The organism is Streptomyces smaragdinus (genome assembly GCF_009604385.1).
GTDB lineage: Bacteria > Actinomycetota > Actinomycetes > Streptomycetales > Streptomycetaceae > Streptomyces > Streptomyces smaragdinus.
In genome coordinates, this window is the sequence record NZ_WEGJ01000003.1 from 1 (window position 1) to 24,937 (window position 24,937).

Here is a 24,937-nt window from a genome sequence, read left to right on the forward strand (position 1 = left end):
CACTGGACGCGGCCGTCTCCGACACCCCCAACACGGGGCCGCGGCCTTACAGGGGTTCAGAGCTCCTCGAGCTCCACCCCCACCTCCCACAGCTCCTCCACCCGCTCCACCCGGTTGGCCACCCGGTCCTCGCGCAGGACGAGCCTGGTCGCGGCCACGGACGGGACCTCGGAGCGGGCGCCGTCCTCGGGGACGACCTCGTAGCTCACCGTCTGGTCGAAGACGATGAACCCGTACATCGGGTCGGCCCCCAGCGGCAGGTTCTTCTTGAACGCCACCCGCACCTCGAAGCCCAGCTCCCGCTGGCCCCAGCACTGGTCGCGGACCCGGTCGTCCACGCTGTCGCGGTCGTCGACGATGAACAGCCGCCGCACGGACACCCCGCGCCGCGCCGCCTCCCGCTGCGCCGTCAGATAGCGCCGGCCCAGCTCACTCGGCCAGAACAGCAGGTCGACCTCGGTGCTGATGGCGTCGATGGAGTGGGCCGCGCACCGGGTGAGGCCGAGCATCCAGTCCCGGTCCTCCCCCTCGTACTCCACCTGGTCGGCCTTCAGCTCCCGCATCAGCGTCGCCACCCGGTCGATCTCCCGGCGGGCGAAGTCGCTGATCAGGGAGCTGCCCGCGGCCCTGATGTCGGCCACGTTCTGGACGAGCTGGACGACGCCCTCGGTCGGCAGCGGATGGGTCTGCAGGGCACCGAAGACCCGGGTGGCCTCGTTGATGTCCTTGAAGCCCTCGTGGACGGTGTCCTTCATCTGCTCGGAGTTGTCCGTCATATGGCGGTCGACGTCCTGCAGCCGGTGGTCGAACTCCGCCATGTACTGCACGATCATGGCCGCGCCCGCGAAGAAGATCGTGATGATCAACCGGGACGCCTCGGCGTTCGGATTCCCGTCCTCGCTGATCAGTCCGTTGGTGACGAGATAGGTCAGGCCGCCGACGATCAGCGTGATCAGCACCTTGACGACTAACGGCGATATCTGACGTGAGCGGTCCATCTTCCGGGTCCTCCCCCTAGTGGGTCGTCATATGCTCCGCGGGTACCCGCTCGGCGTGCAGCAGCGAAATGGTGTGGAGCGCGAGCTGGTCCCGGATGCGCTGGACCAGGGTCTGCCACTGGCGGGAGAACCCGGGCTCGCCCTCCAGCACGTCCCACAGCGGGGAGAGTTCCTTCGCCACCCGGGCTCCGGGCATCCACAGGTGCAGCAGCTGGTCGATGGCGGGGCTGAGCGAGCGGACGGCCCGGGCGCGGTCCGCGGAGCCGAGCCGGCCGCGTTCGACGAGGTGGACGAGGTTCGTCAGCAGCCAGTCGTGCTGGGCGATGTCCTCGCAGAACGCGGCGACGACGCCCGGCGCGGCGAGGGTGCTCGCGGGCAGCCGCAGCGCGAGGGTCCGCAGGCCGCCCTCGGCGAGGGTGAAGCCCTCGATGACCGCCTCGCCGTCCGGCGCGGCGCGGGCGGTCCAGCGCAGTCTGGTACGACGGGACTTGAACGGCACCCGCCGGTTCCCGTCGAGGGCCGGATGCGCGGTGACCCGGGTGAGCAGCCGCTCCGCTGTCGCGCCGGCGTCGAGCACCCCGGCCGCGGTCTGGCCGGTGCCGAGGAAGCCGCGGACGATGTCGTCGTGCCGCAGCCGGCCGAACGTCTCGACCGTGCCGGGTCGGGCGAGATAGTGGCTCCACTGCCGCCGCTCGCCGCCCTGCGCCACCGCGACCCCGAAGTAGCCGGCGGCCTGCAGCACCCGGCCGTCGTTGACGCAGGCGCGGGCCCGTACCGTACCGACGCAGCGGGTGCGGGCGCCGCTGACGCTGGGCAGCACGCAGTCGACGCCGGTGAGCACCTCGGGCGAGCGGGCGTGCAGATTGGGGCGCTCCGACAGCAGTACGGGCGCGTCGCCGCGCAGCTTCAGCAGCTGGGCGGCGCTGGAGTGGGGCACCGGGTCGTACGAGTGGAGCAGCGCGGTGCGCACCTCGCCGCAGAGCAGCTCCGGGCGGCCCGGCTCCGCCCCCGGGGCCCGCATCAGGACTCCGGGAGGAAGACGTAGGCGATGCGGTCGGGGATCTCCTCCGGCAGCGTGATGCCTTCGGCCATGGCCCGCTCGGCGGCCTGGGCCAGCGGGCCGGGCTCGACCTCGGTCTGCTCGAGGATGACCCGTACGGCGTGCTCGACGGGCAGGAAGCGCGACGGCAGCAGGGACCAGATGCGGTACGCGCTGAACGCCGCCGCCCGTTCGTTCAGCCGGATCACCGACGGCAGGGCGTCCCAGTCCTCGGGGAACGCCCCGGGGTGGTCCTGCGGTACGAGCAGGGGCTCCCCGCGGTGGCGCAGCAGCCCCAGCCGGGCGAGCTGCCAGACGGCCGCGAGGAACGGGCAGGACCACACCCGCCGCTGCTCGGGCTCGTCCCATAACTCGACGTCGACGAAGACCGAGTGCCGCCGCGCGGCCGTCTCCCGCGGCGGCTGCCAGGGCGTCCGCGGGCTCAGCGCCTGCAGTGGTACGTCCAGGGGGCTGGTCCCGGGCGTGCGGGCGCCGTTGGACAGCCAGCCCACCTCGCCCGCCGGCGGCCGGCGTCCGTCGCTGCCGGGCGCGGGCGATTCCACCAGCCGCTGCTCGACGACCCGGGCCACATCGGTCTCACCGGCGCGGGCGCAGGCCGACTCGCGGGCCAGGTAGTCGATGACGAGTCCGGACTCCTTCGCCGCCTCGAGCACCATCGGCACCAGCTCGGCGGGCGAGGAGAAGCGGGTGAAGTAGTCGTCGATCAGAAAGCACGTGCTGATCCGGGGCCGGCCGCGCGGAACCGCCGCGGCAGCCGCCGCGCGGGCCGTCTCGGCCCAGGGCGCGATCTTCGCGAAGTGCTCCCGCAGCCGCTCGGGGCCGCCGGCGAAGTCCTCCATGTACAGGTGGCCGAGCTCCAGTGAGACGTGCGACAGCGGCACGGACCGCGTCTGCGGTTCGGCGGCCGTCTCGTGGAACACGCTGGTCATCGCTCCCCCCATTCCTCGTCCAGGGTGAGCTTCCCGGCAAGCTCGACGAGGGCGTCGCGGGTGGCGGTGTTGGCCACACCGCTGTCCGCGTCCTCGTCCGTGATGAGCACCTCCCGCCACTGCAGGACGGGCTCCAGCGGCACCGTACCGAGCCGCCGGCTGTCGGCGGCGTCGAGCCGGGCGGCGAGATCCATGAGCTGTTCGTCGCACTTGCGCATCCACGAGACCTGCGCGGCCGGCACCTGGTTCCACGGCACGGCCTCGGGGTCCGGGACGGCCGCCCGTACGAACCGGATCGCCTCGCGCAGCTCGTCGCCGTCGTGCCCGTGTCCGACGCCCGCGGCGAGGATCCCGCGATCGCCGTAGACCAGGCCGGAGGCGGCGATGACGTGCTGGCGGGTCCAGCGGTGGAACACCAGCCAGCGGCTGGTCAGCTCGGCGAGGCCGGGCTGCGCGGTGGCCGCGAGCACCATGTCGACGGCGTACGACCGTCCGGCGCTCAGGTCGACCATGACCAGGTCGTACTCCTCCTCGAGCCGCTGCAGCAGGGAGACGCAGCGGCCCACTGTGTCGTGGCCGAGGGCGAACTCACCTCCGCCGCTGTCGCCGGGCAGCAGCACCATCCGCCCCGAGCCGAGCGGCCGGGTGCGCAGGGCCTCGTGCTCGGTGTCGGCCCAGACGTCGACGAGCATGGGCTCGGGGACGTCGCCCTGGAGATACGAGTGGAGCCCGCCGCTGGTCACGCCGCGCACCACGCGCGGCACGTCGAAGACGGCCGCCGCGGTGGGCGAGCCGAAGTCGAAGTCGAGATAGCACACGTCGTCGCCGGACAGCGCCCGCCGGTAGGCGAGGTTGGCGCTGGTCACGGAGCGGCCGGTGCCTCCCTTGTCGGAGGCCGAGAACAGGAGCACGGCTCACATCCCCCGGACGGCCGCGCGGCGGCCACTGGCCAGGTTGTCCAGCTCGGTGAGCGCCTGCATGGCCAGGGCGCCGGCCGTGCCGGGCTGGTCGTCGAGGAGCCTGGTCGAGCGGTTGAGCTTGCCCTCGACGCTCTTGAGCGCGGCGCTGCGGGACCCGCCCTCCGACGACGAGGGCTCCAGCAGCTCGTTCCCGTACAGATGGCCGGCCTCGCTGAGCAGGGCGCGCGCCAGCTGGGCGAGTTCGGTGCTGCGGATCGGCACCTGCTGGTAGAGGTTGCGCCCGGCGACCATGCACTCGGTCATGCGCTCGGTGTTGCTCCAGGACACCGGGACCAGCGGGGTGCCCTGCGGGAACACGCCCGTGATGTCGTCCCAGAGCCGGGCACCGGCCCGGTCGGTGCGGCGGCGGCGCCACAGATGTCCCAGCACCCGCTCGGCGAGGCGCAGCAGCCGGTCGTGCGAGTCGCGGTTGCGCGACAGGGTGCACAGCTGGATGCAGCGTTTGAGCAGCTGCGCGGAGAAGTCCGGCGCGGTCCAGGTCATCAGCGGGCCGAGCTTGTCGGAGCCGGCCAGCGACAGCTTGACGCCCGGGTTGTGCAGCTCGAGCACGGGGTCGTCCTCGGCCATCCGGCTGGTGATCCTGGCGCGTTCGGCGAGGCGTTCCATCACGGCGACCGTACGGGTCAGGTCGTCGTCCGTGGCACGCAGCCGGACGAGGTCCTGGACCACGATGGCCGCGACGGAGAGGGAGAAGTACGGCGACTCCTGCTTCTGTCCGGTGGCCCGCCAGGGGATGTCCTCCAGCGGCCAGCGGTCCTCGCCGAAGCGGGCGAGCGTCGACCAGTACTGCTGGGTGATCTCCCAGCGCAGTCGCAGCGCCTCGGCCAGGGTCTGCTGCTCGGAGTTGAGCAGACCGAGCGAGAGCGTACGGTCGGAGTAGAGGTCGGCCAGACCGTCCAGGGCGTTCACGGTGAAGTACAGGTACGGCGTGGCCTGCGCGACGCCGTCCGCCTGGACGCCGATCCCGGATTCGACGGTGACCTCGGGCGCGCCCTCGATGACACTCCAGCCCCAGCCGCACTCGAACAGCTGGCCCTCGTCGTCCAGTCCGCCCTCGACCTCGAGGCCGAGGGAGAGACGGTCCTCGATGACCGCGCGCACCGGTCGCAGATCGCGGTGCAGCTGCTGGAGCACCTGGCGGTCGGCGCCGCGGCCCTCGCTGACCAGCCGGCCGAGCTCGCGGCCGCGGCTGGAGTCGGTGTCGAAGACGTTGACCGTGAAGCTGCGCAGCAGGCAGACCAGGGCGGCGGTCAGCCGGGTCTCGGTGGCGTCCTTCAGCTTCTCGGCGGCGGCGAGGACGGCGGGCCGGCGCGGCTTCTGCGTGAAGACCTTGAGGAAGCCCAGTGTGGCGAGGCAGAGGGTGACGGCCAGGGAGTAGCTGTCGACCACGCCCAGGGCCCGCTGGTCGGGCGTGAGTTCCTCGCCCGTCTCGACCGGGACGAAGTAGTAGCCGCCGGCGAAGCTCGGTGTGCCGTCCTTCGCGGTGTGGTTGTCCGTGTACGACTGGAGGGCCTCGATCAGCCGGACGGGGATCTCCCGCCGGCCGCCGACGCTCTCGAGCGCCTGCAGGACATCCCGGTCCGTCGTGTCGGGATCATCCAGGCGGAACGCCGGGACCTCTGTGGCCGGATACATCAGGCACAGCAGCCGCTCGGCGTCGGCCACACTGCTCAGCCCGCCCGTCTCGCCCCAGTTCCACTTGCCGTTCCGGAACGAGTGGGCGGCGAGCGCCTCCCAGATCTCCAGCAGCTGCTGCCGAGGCTGGATCCGCATCCCCCGGTTCCCCCTTGTCTGTACGTGTCACTCACCTGTCAGGACGCGCGGCGTCCGCAGGCCAGGATCATCCCCGTGTAACCGTCACGGATCGGGTCGGCCCCGTGCCCGAGACGGTGAAGTTCCAGTTCACCCTCCCGGACGTACGAGGCCAGTGCCTTCTCCACGTCATCCTGCACGATCTTGCAGGCAGGGAAGATCTGTGATCCGACTTCATACCCCCGGGAGTTCTCCATAAACGCCGCCGCGAACGGGGCTCCCGGGGCGAGGACGCGCATGAAGCAGCCGACGGCGTCCTCGAACTCCTGATGTGACGTGGACATGGATTCGGCCACGAAGAACATCGTCCCCATGCCGCGGGGGGTGACGTCGAGTTCGAAGAGATCGCCTTGAGTCACGATCGCGCGCCGGGGAAGTTCCGTACGGGGATCGGCGACTTCCGCATACGCCTCCGCGGACCGGAACACATCCCAGAACTGATCCCAGTTCGATCCGTAGTCACGGACCTCGTCCCTGAGCCAGGCGACGTTTCTGGCCGATCTCTCGTAAAGGACGATCTCGTCACACCACGGCAGCATGCCGAACGCGGGGTAGAGATTGGTCCCGGCACCGATGTCGATCCCCTTGGCGGGGACCGTCGACGGGTGGTTGGCAGCGAAGAAGTCCCTGATCAGCTCCATGATCTGGCGATCTACGGGCCACATCTTCGCGTAGTTGTGATCGACGTACGATCCCGAGTCGAAGTCGTCCCACGGAGCCTCGCGATTGCGGACCGAGCCCATTCCCGCCGATTTGAGATCCATCTCGCATTCCTTACGCGTAGTGCCTTGCGTGCGACTTGAGGGCACGACTACCCGCCACGCGGTCTGGACAAAACGGAAACCCGCAGAGTACACCCGCAATGCGACCTCTCGCTCACGCGCGCGAGGGTCTCGGCAACGTGAATCCTAGCCCCCACAAGGAGCGGTATGGATCAGATCACCTTCACCAATCGGGATAGTCGCACGTCGTTAGGGGTACGACTCGCCACTGAGGAGGACCTTCTGGAACTCGACCGCATCGACCGCGCGTTGTTCGGGCCAATGCACTACCCGTTCTTCGTATTGCGCCAACTGTTCGATGTCCATGGCCAAAACCTTTTGGTGTTGGCCGATAAGCACTCCCTGTACGGCTACGTTCTGCTCGGGACCAACCGTGCGTCGGAACTTGGCTGGATATTGGGCCTCGGTGTTGACGAGCCCAGCCGCCGCAGCGGCCACGGCCGCCGGCTCATGCTCGCCTCCCTCCGCCAGGCCGCGGCGATGGGGCTGCGCGAGGTACGGCTGACCGTGGAGCCGGAGAACGCCGCGGCCATCCAGCTCTACCGGTCGCTCGGGTTCACGGCCGGGGAGCAGCGCGACGAGTGCTTCGGCCCGGGCGGCGACCGGCTGACGATGTCGGCCACCCTGCCCGCCGCGACCGTCTGACGGCCCGTCGCGTACGCGATCTCCCCCGCCCTACCGGGGGAGCTCCGTCGAACGCGTGAACTGATCTTGAGGCTCAAGCCGCTATGCTCCCGCGGAACCGTTCGCGACGCCGCCCTGTCTCCCCTGGTGCGCCGCACGCGCGCTGGGGAACGGATCGCCGTCCCCGTACCAACTGACCGTCCCCCGGGGGTAACCCGTAATGTCCTGGCAGAACAACCCGCAGCCGCCGCAGAATCCGTACCAGCAGCAGCCGCAGGGGCAGAACCCGTTCGCACAGCAGCCGCAGAATCCCTACGGTCCCCAGCAGGGGTTCCCGCCCGGGCAGCCGCAGCCGCCCCGGCGGCCCAGCCGGCTGCAGCCGGTCCTCGTCAAGCTGATCGGCGTGGTCGTCGCGCTCGGCATAGCCGGCGCCATCGCGGTGCTGCGGGACGACGACTCGTCGTCCCCCCGGTCCTCCGGCTCCGACTCGTCGCAGGAGTGGAAGGAAGGCGGCTGCGGCGGACCGGACAAGGACAAGGGCGGCACCGCCTACCGGACGTACGACTGCGACGACGCCGCGGCGACCCTCAAGGCGCTGAAGGTCATGGGCGGCAGCTTCATGCCGGACTCCATCCAGTGCCCGGCCGGCACGGACGCGATCATCGAGGTCAAGACGACCTACGGCTCGGGCGGCGGCGGCATCCCCAGCTCCACCGTCTGCGGCCGCAACCTCAAGGGCGACCACCCCGGCGACGCGGGCGCCGGCGGCGGCCAGCTGGTCGAGGGCGACTGCATCGACAACACGGCCAAGGAGATCGCCTGCGCCACCGCCGGCGACTCGGACTTCAAGGTCATGGGCCTGGTCAAGGACAAGGCCCAGTGCCCCTCGGGCACCACGGAGCCGCTGGAGCTGATGATGGCGATCGGCCGCCCGTACAGCGTGATCTGCGGCGGCAAGCCGTAGCCTCCACTGCCTGACGCATCGGGAAGCGGGAGCGGTCGCAGGCCGCTCCCGCTTCTGCTGCCGCGGCCCCACCGCCCGTCCCCGGTACCGAAGATGTGCGCGGTTCGGCGCCGCCTGCCCTAGAATGGTCAGGTTCATGATCAGAATTACCGGGTGGTGAGCAGGGCTCGGTCCCCTGGCACAGCAGAACATCCACCGAACGCCGCACAGGCCGAATGAACCCCCCACAGGGTGCGGCACCTTCGGTGGCAGCGCCGGCCGCATCATGCCTGCCGGTATCCATGCCTTGGCCTGACGGGGGCTCCATGAGGGTTCAGATCAGCGTTCCGGACGACCCTGCCGCGCTCGCGCAGTTGCACGCCTCGCTCAAACGGCATCCGCGGACGAGGCGGCTGGCGGCGGAGCCCGCGACACGGCCGGGTGACGGTCATATGGGGGCGCTCGATGTGCTCAACCTGATCCTGCCGAACACCGCCGCGTACGGATCGCTCGCCGTCGCCGTGGCCACCTGGCTCGGCACCCGGCGTACGCAGACCGCCCCCGTGTCCGTGACGCTGCAGGTGAACGGGGCTCCGGTCACCGTCAGCGGCGGATCCCCGCAGGACATCGAGCGGATCCTCCGGTCGCTGGACGAACGCGCCCGGTCCACGGCCCCCGACGCGCCCGGCCGGGAGCCCCGTTGACCGTCCCCGTCCCGGGCACCTCCAAGGCGATCCTCCTGGGCGCCCACGAGTACGCCCGGCTCAACCCGCTCACCGCCGTCCGGGCCAACCTCGAGTCGCTGCACGCGCACGTCCTCGAGGACGAGGTCTGGCGGCTGCGCGAGGAGGACTGCCTCTTCCTCTCGCAGCCCGAGGCCGGTGTCTCCGCGATCACCGACAACCTGTACGAGACGACCGCCCAGGCCACCGGCACCCTCCTCGTCTACTACGCCGGCCACGGCACCGGCGACCCGGACCACGCCGACCGGCTCATGCTCGCCCTCCCCGGTTCGCACTACGACCGCCCCTGGACCTGGCTCGACTACGCCCATCTGCGCCGCGCCGTCCAGGACTCCCCCGCCGCCCGCAAGCTCGTGGTCCTCGACTGCTGTTACGGCGGGAAAGCCATCGACGGCGGCATGTCCGGCGACAGCTCCCCGTCCCCCACCGCGACGAGCCTCATCGACCTCGCCGACATGGACGGTACGTGCGTGCTGACCGCCGCCTCCGGCGAGGAGCGCGCGATGTGTCCCCCGGACGCCGAGTACAGCGCCTTCACCGGCGAACTCCTGCGACTCCTCCGCCAGGGCGCCACCGGCCCCATCCCCTCCGACCCGCACGGCCGCCACGGCGAGCAGCTCGAGGTCCTCGACATCTCGACCCTCTACGCCTACCTCCGCGACCGCCTCTCCGCCCGCTCCGTCGCCGGCTTCCCCCTCCCCGAGCCCCAGCTGGGCACCCGCAACAACGGCGGCGGCATCGTGGTGGGCCGCAACCGCTCGTACGTCCCCCCGGCCCCGCCCCCCGGCACCAGCGCGCCCGACGCCCCCGTCACCCCCATGTCCCTGACGGCCCCCGACGCCGTCCACGTCGGCCGCGGCAGCGAGCTCCGCCAGATCCTCGACCTCGCCGAACGCATCCGCCCCGGCGAGGGCCGCCCCGCCTCCTGCCTCGTGCACGGCATGGGCGGCAGCGGCAAGACCCACCTCCTGCGGATGGCCGCCGCGGAGCTGCGCGAGCGCTTCCCCGACGCCGCCTTCGAGATCGACCTCCACGGCTTCGCCGCCGCCCGCTCCGCCGCGTACGACTCCTCGACGGAGGGCATCCGCCAGCCGGCCGAAGCCCTCGAGTCCCTGCTCAGCCAGGTCGGCCACCCCAAGATCCCGCCCGGCCTCCAGGCACGTCAGGAGGAGTGGCGCGCGTGGCTCGCGGGCCGCCGGGCCCTGCTGCTCCTGGACAACGCCCACGACGCCAAGCAGGTCGCGCCCCTGCTCCCCGGCCAGGGCGCGGAGTGCCTGGCGCTGATCTCCAGCCGGAGCCGCGACTTCCCCTCGGACATCCGCATCGGCCTCGGCGAGCTGCCGGAGAAGCTGGCCGTCGACCTGCTCACGACGATGGCGCAGGCGGAACGCCCCGAGGGCCCGGTCTCCGCCTCCCCTGCCGACCTCGTCGAGATCGCCCGCCGCTGCGGCCATCTCCCCGTCGCGCTACGCCCCATCGGCGCCGCACTGGCCACCCTGTCGGCGGCGGCCATCCTGGACGCGACGGGCGGCCCGGAGCCGTTCCGCGAGCTGCCGAGCGCGGAGTCGGCGGTACGGCTGGCCTTCGAGTCCTCGTACAACCGCCTCCCCGACGACCTCAAGGAGACCCTCTGGGCCTGCGCCTGGCATCCGGGCCGGACGTACTCGGCGCCCACCATCGGTGTGATGCTCGACATCTCCCCCAGCTACGCCGAGCTCCGCCTGGACCGGCTGACGCGCCTCCACCTCCTCCAGGGCTCGCACACCCGCCCCGACCTCCACGACCTGTACCTCCCCCTGGTCCGCGCCGCCGCCCGCGAGGTCCCCGGCCGCCGGGAGGCACGGGCGCGGCTGTACCGGCAGCTGGCCGACCTCACGACGGCCGCCTGGAAGATCGTCACGGAGGAGGCGTCCGGCGACCGTTTCGACTCCCCCGCGAGCGCCAGGGAATGGCTGGTCGAATCCACCACCGACCTCGAGGCGGCGGCGATCGCCGCCCTCGCGGACCGTTGGCCCGACGCGCACGGCTTCGCGGAAGCCACGGCCCGCTGGCTGCGCTTCAACAGCCAGTACGACACGGCGGCGATGGTGTACGTCGCGTCCCTGGAGCTGGCCCGCACCACCAACAACCGCCTGGCCCAGGCGAACGCCCTCCAGGGCCTGGGCGACTGCCACCGCCTCCAGGACCGCTACGACGAGGCGGCCGAGCACTACCAGCGAGCGCTGGAACTGGCCCGCACGACGACCAACCGCACGACCCAGGCGTACGCCCTGATCGGCCTCGCCCACTGCCACCGCCCCCAGGACCGCTACGACCAGGCCACGGAGCACTACCAGCAGGCGCTGGAGCTGGCCCGAAGCACGGGCAACCGCACCACACAGGCGTACGCCCTGATCGGCCTCGCGCACTGCCACCGCCTCCAGAACCGCTACGAGCAGACGGCGGAGCACTACCAGCAGGCGCTGGAGCTGGCCCGCGAGACCGGCAACCACGCCACCCAGGCCAGCGCCTTGGTCGGCCTGGCCGACTGCGACCGCCTCCAAGGCGACTACGACCACGCGATCGACCACTACCAACAGGCCTTCGACGTAGCCCGCCTGACGGGCAACAACCACGCCACGCAAACGAACGCCCTGATCGGCCTGGCGGACTGCCACCGCACGGAGAACCGCTACGACCAGGCGGCGGCCCGCTACCGGCAGGCGTTCGACCTCGCCCGCACCATCAACAACCGCACCACGCAAGCAATGGCGCTAATCGGCCTGGCCCACTGCGACCGAGTCCAGGACCACCACCCCGAAGCCATCAAGCACTACCGCCAGTCCCTGGAACTCGCCCGCGCCACCAACGACCGCCTCATCCAGGCATACGCCCTCAACGGCCTCGCCGACTCCCACCGAGCCCAGGGCCGCTACGACCACGCAACAGCCCACTACCGCGACGCCCTCGACCTGTCCCACGCCACGAACAACCGCACCATGCAGGCCCTGGCCCTGACGGGCCTCGCGGAATGCCACACCGCCCAGGACCAGCGCAGACCGGCGCGCAAGTACCTCCGCCGCGCGATCCGCATCTACACGGACATCGGCAGGGACGACCGCGCCGAACTCCTCCAGGAGCGCCTGCGGGAGCTCAAGTAGGGGAACGGCGCCCGCCTGGAACGTCCTCCACAGGGCGACGACTGCGTCGGGATATCCCCCCAAGCCATCCTCGTCCACGACTCCAAGGACCCCGGCGGAAACCGCGTATCCCACGTCACCCGTGACGTTATCCACAGGCAGACCCGCGTAGAGGGCTCCTCCCCGGGATAATGAGGGCCGTCCCCGCCGCCCGTGTGAGCGGTCCCCCTCGGAGGAGCCCTTGATGTCCATGCCGCCCGTCGCGCCCATCGCGCACTCCCTGCGGGAGCACATCCGTGAGCACATCGTGGAGGGGATCATCAGCGGGCGATGGAAGCCCGGGGAGCGGATTGTCGAGCGGCGGATCGCCACCGAGCTCGAGGTGAGTCAGACGCCCGTGCGGGAGGCGCTGCGGGAGCTGGAGAGCCTCAGGCTCATCGAGTCCGCGCCGAACAAGGGGGCCCGGGTGCGCAGCCTGACGGCGGCGGATCTGGAGGAGATCTATCCCGTACGGGCCGGGCTGGAGGCGATCGCCGCCGAGCTCGCCGCGCCGGCGCTCGCGGAGGACGCCTCCGCGCTCGAGCCCCATGTGACGGCGCTGCGGGAAGCCGACGCACGGGGGGATGGAGAAGCGCAGGTCAGGCACACCGTGGCGTTTCACCGGGAGCTGGTGCGCGCCGCGGGGAACAGCGTGCTGCTGCACACCTGGGAGGGGCTGGGCATCGAGGTCTTCACCTCGCTGTCGATCCGGTGGCTCGGGACCCATCAGCAGGCCTTCGCCCAGGAGCATCAGGACGTCGTCGAGGCCTTCCGCAGGCGTGATCCGCAGGTCGCGGAGCTGGTCAAGGCCCACGTGCTGGGCTGCGCCCCACGTAAGTAGACAGATCGACCGAAACGCACCCAAAGAACCGCCCATCTGAGCCACCTCAGACGCAGGTGGGCGGCACCCCGTGCCTGCACCTTTGGCACCGCGTGCCGACTTTACCCCCCGAGCTTTGATCGATCATCGATCAGATTTACAGTCGATGACATGACCGAAGCCGCACACCGCATCCGTCCGAGCGAGCTCGACCAGCTCCCGGACCGCGACCCGCAGGAGACCGCCGAATGGCGTGAGTCCCTGGACGCCGTGACGCGTCACGCCGGCCCCGAACGGGCCGCCCAGCTGGTCCGCCGTACCGTGGAGCACGCCGGCCGCAGCGGCCTGGACGTGCCGGGGCTGCTGCAGACCCCGTACGTGAACTCCATCCCCACCGCCGCGGAGCCGGAGCTGCCCGGCGACCCGGAGCTGGAGGCGCGGATCACCGCGTGGAACCGGTGGAACGCCGCCGCCATGGTCACCCGTGGCGCGAAGCACGGCGTCGGCGGGCACATCGCGACGTTCGCCTCGGCGGCCTGGCTGTACGAGATCGGCTTCAACCACTTCTTCCGCGGGAAGGAGGCCGACGGCTCCGGCGACCAGCTGTACATCCAGGGCCACGCCTCCCCCGGCATCTACGCCCGCGCATTCCTCGACGGGCGGCTGACCGAGGAGAACCTCGACAACTTCCGGCAGGAGGCCGGCGGCAAGGGACTCCCGTCCTACCCGCACCCGCGCCGGCTGCCGTGGCTGTGGGAGTTCCCCACCGTGTCGATGGGCCTGGGCCCGCTGTCGGCGATCTACCAGGCGCGTTTCAACCGCTATCTGACCGGCCGCGGCATCAAGGACACCAGCGCCTCGCACGTCTGGGCCTTCCTGGGCGACGGCGAGATGGACGAGCCCGAGTCGACGACCGCCCTGACGCTGGCGGCGCGCGAGCGGCTGGACAACCTGACGTTCGTCATCAACTGCAACCTGCAGCGGCTCGACGGTCCGGTCCGGGCCAACTTCCGGGTCGTACAGGAGCTGGAGGCGCAGTTCCGCGGCGCCGGCTGGAACGTCGTCAAGTCCCTGTGGGGCTCCGCCTGGGACGAGCTGTTCGCGCTGGACGTCTCCGGGGCGCTGGTGCGCCGGCTGCGCGAGGTGCCGGACGCCCAGTTCCAGACGTACCAGACGCGTGACGTGGCGTACATCCGCGAGCACTTCTTCGGCGCGAACGCCGAGCTGCGCGAGCTGGCGAAGCTGATCGGCGACGACAAGGTCGCCGAGTGCTTCCACTCCTCCCGCGGCGGCCACGAGGCGCGCAAGGTGTACGCGGCGTACCGGGCGGCGCTGGAGTTCGAGGGCGCGCCGACGGTGATCCTGGCGCAGACCGTGAAGGGCTACACGCTGGGCGGCGGCTTCGAGTCGAAGAACGCCAACCACCAGATGAAGAAGCTCACGAACGACCAGTTCAAGGACATGCGCGACCGGCTCGGCCTGCCGATCCCGGACAGCGCGTTCGTCGACGGCGTCGTCCCGTACGGGCACCCGGGCGCCGACTCCCCCGAGGTCCGCTACCTCCAGGAGCGGCGCGCCGCCCTCGGCGGTCCCGCCCCGGCGCGGCGGCTGCACGCGGCGCCCGCGCTGCCGGCGCCGGCGGACCGTGCCTTCCAGAGCGTGTACAAGGGGTCCGGGACGCAGGACGTGGCCACCACGATGGCGTTCGTCCGGCTGATGAAGGACCTGATGCGGGACAAGGAGACCGGCCGCCGCTGGGTGCCGGTCGTCCCCGACGAGGCCCGTACGTTCGGCATGGAGTCGCTGTTCCCGTCGGCCGGCATCTACTCGCCGCTCGGACAGACGTACGAGCCGGTCGACCGTGACCAGCTGATGTACTACAAGGAGGCCACGGACGGCCAGATCCTCAACGAGGGGATCACCGAGGCCGGGGCCATGGCGGACTTCATCGCCGCCGCGTCGTCGTACGCGACGCACGGCGAGCCGATGATCCCGTTCTACATCTTCTACTCGATGTTCGGCTGGCAGCGCACCGCCGACCAGATGTGGCAGCTCGCCGACCAGCTCGGCCGCGGCTTCATCGTCGGCGCCACGGCCGGCCGTACGACCCTGACGGGCGAGGGCCTGCAGCACGCGGACGGCCACTCGCAGCTGATCGCGGCCACGAACCCGGCGTCGCTGAACTACGACCCGGCGTTCGCGTACGAGATCGCCGTCATCGTCAAGGACGGTCTGCGGCGGATGTACGGGGAGAACCCCGAGAACGTCTTCTACTACCTGACCGTCTACAACGAGCCCAAGCCCCAGCCGGCCATGCCGGAGGGCGTCGAGGAGGGCATCCTCAAGGGGCTCTACCGATTCAAGACCTCCGAGCTGAGCGACCCCGAGGCCCCGCGCACGCAGCTGCTGGCCTCCGGTACCGCGATCCACTGGGCGCTCGACGCCCAGCGGATGCTCGCCGAGGAGTGGGGTGTCGCGGCCGACGTCTGGTCCGCCACCTCGTGGAGCGAGCTGCGCCGCGATGCCCTGTCCAGTGACGCGGCACAGCTCCGGGGTGAAGACCGGGTCCCGTACGTCACCCGTGCCCTGGAGGGCGCGCGTGGCCCGGTCCTCGCCGTCAGCGACTGGATGCGGCAGGTGCCGGACCAGATCGCGCAGTGGGTGCCCGGCGACTACACGTCGCTCGGCACGGACGGGTTCGGCATCTCCGACACCCGCGACGCGGCCCGCCGGTACTTCGGCGTGGACGCCCAGTCGGTGGTCGTGGCGACGCTGGCGCAGCTGGCGCGGCGCGGCGAGGTCAAGCACTCGACGGTCGCGGAGGCGGCTGCCCGGTACGGGCTGTAGGACTCATACAAGAAGCGGGGCCGCCGGTCTTCCGGCGGCCCCGCTTTGGCATGGTGGCCGTATGCGTGCCGCCCGGCTCATCCATCTGGTCCTGCTGCTCCAGCTCCGCGGCGGGCTGACCGCCGCGGAGCTGGCGTCGGAGCTGGAGGTGTCGGAGCGCACCGTGCAGCGCGACGTGCTGGCCCTGTCCGAGGCCGGGGTGCCGGTGTACGCGGACCGGGGGCGGGCCGGCGGATACCGGCTCGTCGACGGCTACCGGACGCGGCTGACGGGGCTGGGGCGGACGGAGGCGGAGGCGCTGTTCCTGTCCGGGGTGCCGGGCGCGCTGCGGGAGATGGGGCTCGGGGACACGGCGTCGGCGGCGCGGCTGAAGGTGTCCGCGGCGCTGCTGCCGGAGCTGCGGGACGCGTCGGCGAGTGCTTCTCAGCGGTTCCATCTGGACGCGCCGGGGTGGTGGCGGGAGCCTCGTACACCGCCGCTGCTGGCCGGCGTGGCGCGGGCGGTGTGGGCGGACGAGCGGCTGGCGGTGACCTACCGGCGGCGGGCGGGGGCGGAGGCCGTCGAGCGGGAGCTGGAGCCGTACGGGCTCGTGCTGAAGGCGGGGGTCTGGTATCTGGCGGCGCGGGTGGACGAAGGCTGGCGGGTGTATCGCGTGGAGCGCTTCGAGGCCGCCGTGGGGTGCGGGTCGCCGTTCGTACGGGATCCGGACTTCGATCTGCCGGGGTTCTGGGCGGAGCGGGCGGCGGCGTTCGCGCGGTCACTGCTGCGGGAGCGGGTGGTGCTGCGGCTGACGGAGGCGGGGGTACGGGCGCTCCCGAGGGTCACCGACCCGGTGGCCGCGCGGGAGGCGGTGGAGGGCGCCGGGGAGGCTTTTGCCGGGGGGTGGGTGAGCGTGACGCTGGCGGTGGAGTCGCTCGACGTGGCTTACGGGCAGCTGCTGGGGCTGGGGCCTGAGGTGGAGGTGCTGGAGCCGGCGTCGCTGCGGGGGCGGTTCGCGGAGGGGCTGCGGAGGGCGGCGGGGTTGTACGAGGGGGCTCTCGTACAACCCCGGGAGGGTCAGCGGTAGTCGGCGGGGTCGGGCTTCTCGCCTGTCGTGTAGCGGGCGAGGAAGCCCCAGGCGTCGGGGCGGGAGCCGTCGGTGTCGGTGAAGTCGTACTCCTTGGCGAGCTGTCCGCTGGAGAGGGACTGCCCGTTCCAGCGGGCGCGGTCGGGGTCCGCCGCGAGGGAGGCGACCGCGCGGCCGACGAGCGCGGGGGTCTCGGAGATGGCGAAGGTCGGCTCCTTGGCGATGCCGTCGCGCCAGTTCTCCTCCGTGACGCCGAAGCCGTCGAGCATCTGCTCCGAGCGCAGGAAGCCGGGGGTGATCGAGACGGCGGTGGCGGCGGCCTCCTTGAGGTCGTGGCTGAGGGCGAAGGCCATGCGGATGGGGGCGTTCTTCGTGAGGTCGTAGAAGAACTGCTCGCGGTAGCCCTTGTTCGACTCGGCCGTCCCGTCCGTCACCTCGACCACCAGGCCGCCGGGGTTGCGGATGAGAAGGGGGAGGGCGAAGTGGGAGGTGATGATGTGGCTGCGGACACCGAGGTCGAGCATCCGCAGACCGCGGTCGAGCTCGATCTCCCACATCTTCCTGCCGAACTCGATGAGGTTCTCGCCACCCCAGATGTCGTTCACGAGGATGTCGAGCCGACCGTGATCGGCGTCGATCCGCTCGACGACGGCCCGTACCTGCTCGGGCTCGAGATGATCGGCGGGTACGGCGATGCCCCGGCCCCCGGCGGCGTCGACGAGCTCGGCGGTCCCCTCGATGGTCTCGCTGCTGCGCCCCACCTCGCTGACGCGCTCCCGGGTGGTCCGCCCGGTGACGTACACGGTCGCGCCCCTCTCCCCGAGCGCCACGGCGATGGCCCGCCCGGCCCCCCGGGTCGCCCCGGCGACGAGGGCGATGCGTCCGTCCAGTTCCTTGCCTGTGGTGTTTCCCATGGGTCGATCATCAGGGGGATACCCGACATCTGCTGTCGGGATTGGAAACCGGCAGCACACAACACCCCGCACCAATACCCCACTCCGCATGCGCCCCGGCCCCCCAGGCCGGATCCTGGACCGTGTGATGGACGAGACGGAGTTCTGGGAGCTGATCGACCGCACCCGCGAGCTGACCGGGGGCGACCCCGAGGAACACGCCGACGCCCTGGTCGACGCCCTCAAACAGCTCGACCCCGACGCCGTGCTCGACTTCGCCAGACACTTCGAGTCCCGGATGAACCGCTCGTACCGCTGGGACGTCTGGGGCGCCGCCTGGGTCCTCATGGACGGCGCCAGCGACGACGCGTTCGAATACTTCCGCTGCTGGCTGATCGGCCGCGGCCGGGACGTCTTCGAGGGCGCGCTGCACGAGCCGGACGATCTGGCCGACCTCCTCGACGACTTCGACGAGGAGACGGACGGCGAGGCGGAGGCCCTGGGCTATGTCTCCGACGAGGCGTACGAACAGCTGACCGGCCTCGAGGCGCCCCCGCTCGACCTGCCGCCCCCGCCCCCGGAGCCGGCCGGACCGCCGCTGGATTTCGAGAGCGAGCGCGTACTGGCGGACCGCTTCCCCCGGCTGTGGGAGCGGTACCGGGAGGAGTGACCCCCTACAGCGCCCGCCCCATCAGCACGTCGTCCACCGGCTTCCCCTCGAGCAGGAACTCCCCCGGCAGCACGCCCTCCACCGCGTACCCCTCGGACTCGTACAGCGCCCGCGCCGGCGCGTTGTGCCCCAGCACGCGCAGCGTCAGCCGTACGGCGCCCTGCCGCCGCGCGGCGTCGGCCGCCGCCCGCAGCAGCGCGCGGGCGATGCCCCGGCCGCGCGCCCAGTCGTCGACGGCGAGGCCCTGGATCTGGCGGACGTGCGCGTTGGAGGCGAGGAACGTCGCGGGCGCCACCCGGATGTAGCCGGCGAGCCGGCCGTCGGCGTCCGCGACCAGGTAGTCCTCCGGGCGGTGGCGGCTGTCGAAGAACGGGTCGTACGGCGGCCGGGGCTTGGGGGTGACGGCGTGCAGCGGCGACCAGGTGCGGATGTCGAGGTCGCGCAGGTCGCGTTCGTCGGTGTACTCGGCGGGTCGTATGAAGTGTCGCGCCATCGCCTCACTGTGCCATGTCCCTCGTCATCGGGGCGGCGTACGGGGGAGGATGTCCCCCATGCGTATCGCCATCACCGGAGCCTCGGGACTGCTCGGATCCGCCCTCGCCCGTTCGCTGGAGGGCGACGGGCACGAGGTCGTACGTCTCGTACGCCGGGAGGTGGAGCGGGCCGGCGAGGTCCGGTGGGATCCGGAACGGGGATATGTCGACACCGCGGGGCTGACGGGGTGTGACGCGTTCGTCCATCTGGCGGCGAAGAGCATCACGATGCGCCGGTGGACGCCCGCGGTGAAGCAGGCGCACTGGGACAGCCGGGTGCACGGCACGGCGGCGGTGTCGGAGGCGCTGGCGTCGATGGACCGGCCGCCGCGGGTGTTCCTGTGCGGCAGCGCGGTGGGGTATTACGGGGACACCGGGGACCGGCGGACGGACGAGACGGCGCCGCCCGGGGAGGGATTTCTCGCCGACATGGTCCAGGCCTGGGAGGCCGCGGCGGCACCGGCCCAGGAGGCGGGGGTGCGGACGGTGTTCGCGCGCACGGGGCTCGTGGTGGCGCGCGGCGGGGGCGCGTGGGGGAAGCTCTTCCCCATTTTCCGGGCGGGGCTGGGCGGGCGGATCGGCAACGGGCGGCAGTACTGGAGCTTCGTCGCGCTGCACGACCATGTGGCGGCGATGCGGCATCTGATCGACACGGACTGGGTGTCGGGGCCGGTGAACGTGACGGCGCCGGAGCCGGTGACGAACCGGGAGGTCACGGCGGCGATGGGGCGGGTGCTGCACCGGCCGACGGTGCTGGCGGTGCCGGGGCCGGTGCTGAAGCTGGTGGTGGGTGACTTCGCGAACGACATGCTGGGGAGCCAGCGTGTGGTGCCGGCGCGGCTGCGGGAGTCGGGCTTCAAGTTCGCGTTCCCGACGGTGGAGCAGGCGGTACGGGCGGTCGCCTGAGGCTGGGGTGACGGACGTTGCTCACGCGCGGGCGCACACGCGCCGGTTGTGCTGCCGTGCCCACCCCGGTGCGCGGCGGACCCCGGCCGGAATCCGCCTTAATGTCGGTGCCGACCCGGATAGCGGACGCCCGGGTTGGGCATGAAACAGGCGCCTGATGGCACTCGAGTAGCGCTCGGCCGTGACTTCACAACCCCAGGAGGACCCGTGACCGGTAGCGCACGCCGGAAGCAGGTGGGCGGCAGCGAGAGCAGGTCCGACGTGGTGATCGTGGGCTCGGGCATCTCCGGGCTGGCCGCCGCCCAGCATCTGACCAGGGCGGGACTGTCGGTGGTGGTGCTGGAGTCCGGCGACCGCGTCGGCGGGCGGATGGCGACGGACACCGTGGACGGCTTCCGGCTGGACCGGGTGCCCCAGCTGCTCAACACCTCGTACCCCGAGCTGAGCCGCACCCCGGGCCTCGCGTCCCTGCCCCTGCGCCGCTTCCCCGGCGGTGTGGTGGTCGCGCACGACGGACGGCGTCACCGGCTGCGGCCGGGAGGCGCGAGCGGGAGCGCAGGGGGCGCAAAGGCCACCGCGCGCGCCCTCGTGAGCGCGGCGCGGGCGCCGCTGGGCGGGGTCGTCGACCACGCCCGCTTCGCCGCCGTCCTGGCCCGGCTGGCGTCCACGCCGGTGTCGCGGCTGCTGGCCCGCCCCGAGTACACCGCCCGGCGCGCGCTGGCGGAGCGGGGGCTGCGGGCGGGCGCCGTGGACACGCTCGTCCGGCCGCTGCTGCGCGCCCTGCTCAGCGACCCCGGCCTGGACACCTCGAGCCGCGGCATGGACCTGGTCCTGCGCAGCTTCGCCCTGGGCGCGCCGTGTCTGCCGGAGGGCGGCGCGGACACCGTGCCCCGGCTGCTCGCGGCCTCGCTGCCGCGCGGTGCGGTACGCACCGGCGTACGGGCGGTGGCGGTGTCCACGACGTCCGTGACGACGGCGGAGCACGGCACGCTGGACTGCCGGGCGGTGCTCGTCGCCACGGGGGCGCGGGCGGCGGCCGAGCTGCTGCCGGGGCTGCGCCTGCCCGCCTTCCACCCGGTGACGGTGCTGCATCACGCCGCCGACACCCCGCCGGCGGGGGACGCCGCGCTGCTGCTGGCGGGGGCGGGTGACGGGCCGGTGGCGCACACCGTGGTCGCGAGCGGGGTGGACGCCTCGCGGGCGCCGGCGGGCCGGGCGCTGATCACGTCGACCGTGCTGGGCCCCGCCTCGCGGACACCCCTCGCGGTGCTCGACAAGGAGGTCCGCGGGCAGCTGGGGCTGCTGCACCGGACGTCGGCGCACCGCTGGGAGCTCGTGGGGGCGTACCACGAGCCGGACGCGGTCCCCGTGATGGCGGCGCCGCACGACGCGATCCGGCCCGTACGGATGCTGTGCGGGCTGTACGTGTGCGGCGACCACCGGGACACCTCGACCCCGCAGGGCGCGCTGTACTCCGGGCGGCGCGCCGCGGAGGCCCTGCTGCGGGACGTGGGCGTGCTGCGCAAGGGCACGCCGGCCGGGGAGCTGCGGACGGCGGCGTGACCCTGCTTTTCCACGGACAAACCGGCTACCGCACCGCCGCCCCCGCAGCGCTGAGGGCGGCGGCGCGGTCGCGGTAGGCCCGTACCGGGGCGGCGTCGCGATAGGGCTCCAGACGGCGCTCAAAGTCCCGTACGTACTCCGTGGCGCGCGCCGAGCGCATCTCCGCCGCCGCCTGCGCCGCCTCCGCGCCCAGCTTGCACGCCACGTCGAGCTCGCCCAGCCCCAGCCGCGCGGAGGCCAGCACCACCCGGCAGAACAGCCGGCTGCGGGCGAACGCCGGGGCGCGCAGCTGCAGCGAGCGCTCGGCGTGCTGGGCGGACATCCGGTACTGCTGCATGTCCCGGTGGCAGTGGCCGAACTCGTCCGCCAGCTGGGCCTCGTCGAAGTACCGCGCCCAGTGCGGCACGTCGTCCCCCGGCCGCGCCGTCTCCAGCGCCCGCTCCGCCCGCGCGAGGGACGCCGTACAGGCACGCACCTCGCCCAGCACGCCGTGCCCGCGCGCCTCCGCCGCGTGCAGCATCGCCTGCACGGCCGGCGGCACCCCGCCGCCCACGCCCTGCTGCGCCACCCGCGCCAGCTGCACGGCCTCGCGCCCGTGCCCCAGATAGACGGCCTGACGGCTCATCGTGACCAGCACGTACGCCCCGTACGCCCGGTCCCCCGACGCCTGCGCCAGCCGCAGCGCCTGCACGAAGTACCGCTGCGCCAGCCCGTGCGCGGCGATGTCGTACGACGTCCAGCCCGCCAGCCGCGTCAGATCCGCAACCGCGGCGAACAGACGCCGCCCCGTCGTCTCGTTGTACGAGCCGCGCAGCATCGGCTCCGTCTCGTGCTCCAGATACCGCACGAGGGCCTGGCGCGCGTGCCCGCCCCCGTACGCGTGGTCGAGCGCCCGGAAGAGCTCGCCCACCGAACGCAGCGCCGCGATGTCGCCCTGCGACACCCGCTGCCCCGGCACCCGGTCCACCGACGCGAGCTCCGGCGCGCGGCGCGGCGCGGGCGGCACGGGGCGCAGCTGGGCCGGCACCCGCGCCTGCCCGTCCTGCGGGACGGCCTCGCCGCGGGCCACCCGTTCGTCGGGGCGCCCGATGAGCCAGTCCCGGCTCGGCACCACCAGCCCCGCCGGGGTGAACGCGATCTTCCGCAGCTCCGCCTGGCTCCCCGTGTCCTTGCGCCACAGCCCGGCCACGATGTCCACCGCCTCGGCCGGCGAGGCCGCGAACTCCAGCCCCGCGTAGACCGGCGCGCAGGCGTCCAGCCCCAGGTCCTGGGCGCTCAGCCGGCGGCCCAGCCGGCGGGTGAAGACCTCGGCGATCAGCGCCGGTGTCGTCCCCCGCGGCTGCTGCCCGCGCAGCCAGCGGGTGACGGAGGTCTTGTCGTAGCGGAGGTCCAGCCCGTGCTCGAGTCCGAGCTGGTCGACTCGTCGGGCGAGGCCGGCGTTGGAGAACCCCGCCTCGGCGATGAGCGCGGCGAGCTGGCGGTTAGGAGTGCGCTGTGAGGGTCGTTCCGTCGTCACCTGTCGGATCTCCTGCCTGCCCTTAGTAGATCGGCGTGAATTTAGCTACCCATGACGCCCTCATCGCCACCTTCGTCCCTTATTCATCCGATCGTGTGAGGAGACCCGCTGGCAGGAGCCTCGCGGAGGCCGCCGTACAGTTGCTGGAGAGACATCGCGAGAAGAGCGGGAGAGCGGGCAGTGTCGACACTGAAGTTCACCCACCTGGGATTCGGCGCCGACGCCGTCGAATACGGGGAGGCCTGGCAGGAGCAGCGGCGCGTGCACTCGGCGCGGTTCGCCGACGAGATCGGCGACACCGTCCTGCTGCTCGAGCACCCCCCGGTGTACACGGCCGGTCGGCGCACGACGGACGACGAGCGCCCCCTGGACGGCACCCCGGTCATCGACGTGGACCGCGGCGGCAAGATCACCTGGCACGGTCCGGGGCAGCTGGTCGGCTACCCCATCCTGAAGCTGCCGCGTCCGGTGGACGTCGTGGCGCACGTACGGCGGCTGGAGGAGGTGCTGATCCGCACCTGCGCGGAGTTCGGCGTCGAGTCCACCCGGATCGAGGGCCGCAGCGGCGTGTGGATCCTCGGCGACCCCATCGACGAGCGCCCCACCTCGTTCGGCGGTCTGTCGCTGGACCTGGACCCGCGGCTGAACGACGAGGAGTACGACCCGCGTCTCGCCGGTCCGGAGTACGCGCCGTCCAACGCCGGGCAGCGGCGCGAGGACCGCAAGATGGCCCAGATGGGCATCCGGGTGGCCAAGGGCGTGACGATGCACGGCTTCTCGTTCAACGTGAACCCCGACATGACCTGGTTCGACCGGATCGTCCCCTGCGGCATCCGGGACGCGGGCGTGACGTCCCTCTCGTACGAGACGGGAAGAGAGATCACCATCGCGGAGGTTCTCCCGGTGGTGGAGAAGCATCTGCGCGACGTACTGGAGTCGGCCGAGCCCCTGCCCCGGGCCGTCTGACATCACACCTCTTGCGGGGTCCGACCCACACAACTCAAGGCGTATTCTGGGATGCGCCGAAGAATCGAAGCTGAGGAGCCCGGACGTGTCTGCTGTCGCACCCGACGGTCGCAAGATGCTCCGCCTGGAGGTCCGGAACAGCCAGACCCCCATCGAACGCAAGCCGGAATGGATCAAGACCCGGGCGAAGATGGGCCCCGAGTACAACGCGCTGCAGAAACTCGTCAAGGACGAGGGCCTGCACACGGTGTGCCAGGAGGCGGGCTGTCCCAACATCTTCGAGTGCTGGGAGGACCGCGAGGCGACGTTCCTCATCGGCGGCGAACAGTGCACCCGGCGCTGCGACTTCTGCCAGATCGACACCGGCAAGCCCGCCGACCTCGACCGTGACGAGCCGCGCCGTGTCGCCGAGTCCGTCCAGCAGATGGGCCTGAAGTACGCCACGGTCACCGGCGTCGCCCGCGACGACCTCGAGGACGGCGGCGCCTGGCTGTACGCCGAGACCGTGCGCCGGATCCACGCCGCGATGCCCGACACCGGCGTCGAGCTGCTGATCCCCGACTTCAACGCCGTCCCCGAGCAGCTGGCCGAGGTCTTCTCGTCCCGCCCCGAGGTGCTGGCGCACAACGTCGAGACGGTCCCGCGGATCTTCAAGCGCATCCGCCCCGGCTTCCGCTACGAGCGCTCCCTCGCCGTCATCACCCGCGCCCGTGAGGCCGGCCTGGTGACGAAGTCCAACCTGATCCTGGGCATGGGCGAGGAGCGCGAGGAGGTCAGCCAGGCGCTGCGCGACCTGTACGACGCGGGCTGCGAGCTGATCACGATCACCCAGTATCTGCGGCCCACCCCCCGCCACCACCCCGTGGAGCGCTGGGTCAAGCCGCAGGAGTTCGTCGAGCTGCAGCAGGAGGCGGAGGAGATCGGCTACGCCGGTGTCATGTCCGGTCCGCTCGTCCGTTCGTCGTACCGGGCGGGGCGGCTGTACAAGCAGGCCGTCGAGCACCGGGCCCGGTCGGCGGCGTAACGGGCCGTCACCGGCCTTTTATGGGCGTTTGACCGGCCGGTCATGCGCTGGTAACACCCAGATGTGAGCATCAGAGCCGGGAGGAAGCCCTCCTTCCGGCACAC

Annotated in this window: 21 protein-coding genes; 12 read left to right on the top strand and 9 right to left on the bottom strand. The window is 71.9% G+C overall.

Annotated elements, in window-relative coordinates:
* Positions 1-56: 56 nt before the first annotated feature.
* Genes SRB5_RS06165 through SRB5_RS06190 form a run of 6 tightly spaced genes read right to left on the bottom strand, consistent with a single transcriptional unit; the run spans position 57 to position 6,543 of the window.
* Complete coding sequence (locus SRB5_RS06165) at positions 57-998, bottom strand: hypothetical protein (RefSeq protein ID WP_153450444.1); 942 nt, start codon at positions 996-998, stop codon at positions 57-59.
* A gap of 16 nt (positions 999-1,014) precedes the next feature.
* Positions 1,015-2,019 carry an SCO2521 family protein gene (locus tag SRB5_RS06170; protein WP_153450445.1) on the bottom strand — a complete coding sequence of 335 codons (1,005 nt, stop codon included), beginning with the start codon at positions 2,017-2,019 and terminating at the stop codon, positions 1,015-1,017.
* Positions 2,019-2,987, bottom strand: a complete 969-nt coding sequence (locus SRB5_RS06175) for an SCO2522 family protein (RefSeq protein ID WP_153450446.1) — start codon at positions 2,985-2,987, stop codon at positions 2,019-2,021. Before SRB5_RS06175 ends, SRB5_RS06170 begins: the two co-directional genes overlap by 1 nt.
* Entirely contained in the window at positions 2,984-3,898 is a 915-nt protein-coding gene (locus SRB5_RS06180) for an SCO2523 family variant P-loop protein (protein ID WP_323377155.1), read from the bottom strand. The genes SRB5_RS06175 and SRB5_RS06180 overlap by 4 nt, the downstream gene beginning before the upstream one ends.
* 3 nt (positions 3,899-3,901) lie before the next feature.
* Positions 3,902-5,740: an SCO2524 family protein gene (locus SRB5_RS06185; protein WP_153450447.1), complete on the bottom strand. Its 1,839-nt coding sequence runs from the start codon at positions 5,738-5,740 to the stop codon at positions 3,902-3,904.
* 38 nt (positions 5,741-5,778) lie between these two features.
* Complete coding sequence (locus SRB5_RS06190) at positions 5,779-6,543, bottom strand: SCO2525 family SAM-dependent methyltransferase (RefSeq protein ID WP_228389852.1); 765 nt, start codon at positions 6,541-6,543, stop codon at positions 5,779-5,781.
* Positions 6,544-6,708: 165 nt separating this feature from the next.
* Here SRB5_RS06190 and SRB5_RS06195 point away from each other — a divergent pair, with 165 nt between their 5' ends.
* The 7 genes from SRB5_RS06195 (at position 6,709) to SRB5_RS06225 (ending at position 16,762) form a co-directional block, all read left to right on the top strand.
* Complete coding sequence (locus SRB5_RS06195; protein ID WP_153450448.1) at positions 6,709-7,206, top strand: GNAT family N-acetyltransferase; 498 nt, start codon at positions 6,709-6,711, stop codon at positions 7,204-7,206.
* A gap of 199 nt (positions 7,207-7,405) precedes the next feature.
* Complete coding sequence (locus SRB5_RS06200) at positions 7,406-8,149, top strand: hypothetical protein (RefSeq protein ID WP_323377156.1); 744 nt, start codon at positions 7,406-7,408, stop codon at positions 8,147-8,149.
* Between the two features lie 305 nt (positions 8,150-8,454).
* On the top strand, positions 8,455-8,832 hold the full coding sequence (locus SRB5_RS06205) for an effector-associated constant component EACC1 (RefSeq protein ID WP_153450449.1): 378 nt from the start codon (positions 8,455-8,457) through the stop codon (positions 8,830-8,832).
* Positions 8,829-12,011, top strand: coding sequence for a caspase, EACC1-associated type (locus SRB5_RS06210; RefSeq protein ID WP_153450450.1), 3,183 nt, complete (start codon positions 8,829-8,831; stop codon positions 12,009-12,011). Before SRB5_RS06205 ends, SRB5_RS06210 begins: the two co-directional genes overlap by 4 nt.
* 229 nt (positions 12,012-12,240) lie before the next feature.
* Entirely contained in the window at positions 12,241-12,870 is a 630-nt protein-coding gene (locus SRB5_RS06215) for a GntR family transcriptional regulator (protein ID WP_153450820.1), read from the top strand.
* 150 nt (positions 12,871-13,020) lie between these two features.
* On the top strand, positions 13,021-15,696 hold the full coding sequence (aceE, locus tag SRB5_RS06220) for a pyruvate dehydrogenase (acetyl-transferring), homodimeric type (RefSeq protein ID WP_153450451.1): 2,676 nt from the start codon (positions 13,021-13,023) through the stop codon (positions 15,694-15,696).
* A gap of 61 nt (positions 15,697-15,757) precedes the next feature.
* Entirely contained in the window at positions 15,758-16,762 is a 1,005-nt protein-coding gene (locus SRB5_RS06225; protein ID WP_153450452.1) for a helix-turn-helix transcriptional regulator, read from the top strand.
* Here SRB5_RS06225 and SRB5_RS06230 read toward each other — a convergent pair.
* The gene (locus SRB5_RS06230) at positions 16,753-17,676 is read right to left on the bottom strand and encodes an SDR family oxidoreductase (RefSeq protein ID WP_153450453.1); all 924 of its coding nucleotides are present in this window, start codon (positions 17,674-17,676) and stop codon (positions 16,753-16,755) included. The genes SRB5_RS06225 and SRB5_RS06230 overlap by 10 nt on opposite strands.
* Positions 17,677-17,800: 124 nt before the next feature.
* Here SRB5_RS06230 and SRB5_RS06235 point away from each other — a divergent pair, with 124 nt between their 5' ends.
* On the top strand, positions 17,801-18,325 hold the full coding sequence (locus tag SRB5_RS06235) for a DUF4240 domain-containing protein (protein WP_323377157.1): 525 nt from the start codon (positions 17,801-17,803) through the stop codon (positions 18,323-18,325).
* Positions 18,326-18,329: 4 nt separating this feature from the next.
* Here SRB5_RS06235 and SRB5_RS06240 read toward each other — a convergent pair whose 3' ends face one another.
* Positions 18,330-18,818 (bottom strand): GNAT family N-acetyltransferase, encoded by a 489-nt coding sequence (locus SRB5_RS06240; RefSeq protein ID WP_153450454.1) that lies wholly within the window; start codon positions 18,816-18,818, stop codon positions 18,330-18,332.
* 49 nt (positions 18,819-18,867) lie between these two features.
* On the opposite strand from SRB5_RS06240, the gene SRB5_RS06245 reads away from it, so the two are divergent.
* Positions 18,868-19,764 carry a TIGR01777 family oxidoreductase gene (locus tag SRB5_RS06245; RefSeq protein ID WP_153450455.1) on the top strand — a complete coding sequence of 299 codons (897 nt, stop codon included), beginning with the start codon at positions 18,868-18,870 and terminating at the stop codon, positions 19,762-19,764.
* 207 nt (positions 19,765-19,971) lie between these two features.
* Positions 19,972-21,327, top strand: a complete 1,356-nt coding sequence (locus SRB5_RS06250) for an NAD(P)/FAD-dependent oxidoreductase (protein ID WP_323377158.1) — start codon at positions 19,972-19,974, stop codon at positions 21,325-21,327.
* A 25-nt stretch (positions 21,328-21,352) separates the two neighbouring features.
* On the opposite strand, the gene SRB5_RS06255 is transcribed toward SRB5_RS06250, so the two are convergent.
* Positions 21,353-22,843 (bottom strand): regulator, encoded by a 1,491-nt coding sequence (locus SRB5_RS06255; RefSeq protein ID WP_323377159.1) that lies wholly within the window; start codon positions 22,841-22,843, stop codon positions 21,353-21,355.
* A gap of 180 nt (positions 22,844-23,023) precedes the next feature.
* Between SRB5_RS06255 and lipB the strand changes: the two genes are divergently transcribed.
* Both lipB and lipA read left to right on the top strand, forming a co-directional pair.
* On the top strand, positions 23,024-23,809 hold the full coding sequence (lipB, locus tag SRB5_RS06260) for a lipoyl(octanoyl) transferase LipB (protein WP_323377160.1): 786 nt from the start codon (positions 23,024-23,026) through the stop codon (positions 23,807-23,809).
* Positions 23,810-23,894: 85 nt separating this feature from the next.
* On the top strand, positions 23,895-24,833 hold the full coding sequence (lipA, locus tag SRB5_RS06265) for a lipoyl synthase (RefSeq protein WP_323377161.1): 939 nt from the start codon (positions 23,895-23,897) through the stop codon (positions 24,831-24,833).
* The last annotated feature ends 104 nt before the right edge of the window (positions 24,834-24,937 follow it).

Bases quoted from the DNA above. Each gene is read 5' to 3' on its own strand.
- SRB5_RS06165 (WP_153450444.1), bottom strand. From the start codon at position 998: ATGGACCGCTCACGTCAGATATCGCCGTTAGTCGTCAAGGTGCTGATC.
- SRB5_RS06170 (WP_153450445.1), bottom strand. From the start codon at position 2,019: ATGCGGGCCCCGGGGGCGGAGCCGGGCCGCCCGGAGCTGCTCTGCGGC.
- SRB5_RS06175 (WP_153450446.1), bottom strand. From the start codon at position 2,987: ATGACCAGCGTGTTCCACGAGACGGCCGCCGAACCGCAGACGCGGTCC.
- SRB5_RS06185 (WP_153450447.1), bottom strand. From the start codon at position 5,740: ATGCGGATCCAGCCTCGGCAGCAGCTGCTGGAGATCTGGGAGGCGCTC.
- SRB5_RS06190 (WP_228389852.1), bottom strand. From the start codon at position 6,543: ATGGATCTCAAATCGGCGGGAATGGGCTCGGTCCGCAATCGCGAGGCT.
- SRB5_RS06195 (WP_153450448.1), top strand. From the start codon at position 6,709: ATGGATCAGATCACCTTCACCAATCGGGATAGTCGCACGTCGTTAGGG.
- SRB5_RS06200 (WP_323377156.1), top strand. From the start codon at position 7,406: ATGTCCTGGCAGAACAACCCGCAGCCGCCGCAGAATCCGTACCAGCAG.
- SRB5_RS06205 (WP_153450449.1), top strand. From the start codon at position 8,455: ATGAGGGTTCAGATCAGCGTTCCGGACGACCCTGCCGCGCTCGCGCAG.
- SRB5_RS06215 (WP_153450820.1), top strand. From the start codon at position 12,241: ATGCCGCCCGTCGCGCCCATCGCGCACTCCCTGCGGGAGCACATCCGT.
- aceE (WP_153450451.1), top strand. From the start codon at position 13,021: ATGACCGAAGCCGCACACCGCATCCGTCCGAGCGAGCTCGACCAGCTC.
- SRB5_RS06225 (WP_153450452.1), top strand. From the start codon at position 15,758: ATGCGTGCCGCCCGGCTCATCCATCTGGTCCTGCTGCTCCAGCTCCGC.
- SRB5_RS06230 (WP_153450453.1), bottom strand. From the start codon at position 17,676: ATGGGAAACACCACAGGCAAGGAACTGGACGGACGCATCGCCCTCGTC.
- SRB5_RS06240 (WP_153450454.1), bottom strand. From the start codon at position 18,818: ATGGCGCGACACTTCATACGACCCGCCGAGTACACCGACGAACGCGAC.
- SRB5_RS06245 (WP_153450455.1), top strand. From the start codon at position 18,868: ATGTCCCCCATGCGTATCGCCATCACCGGAGCCTCGGGACTGCTCGGA.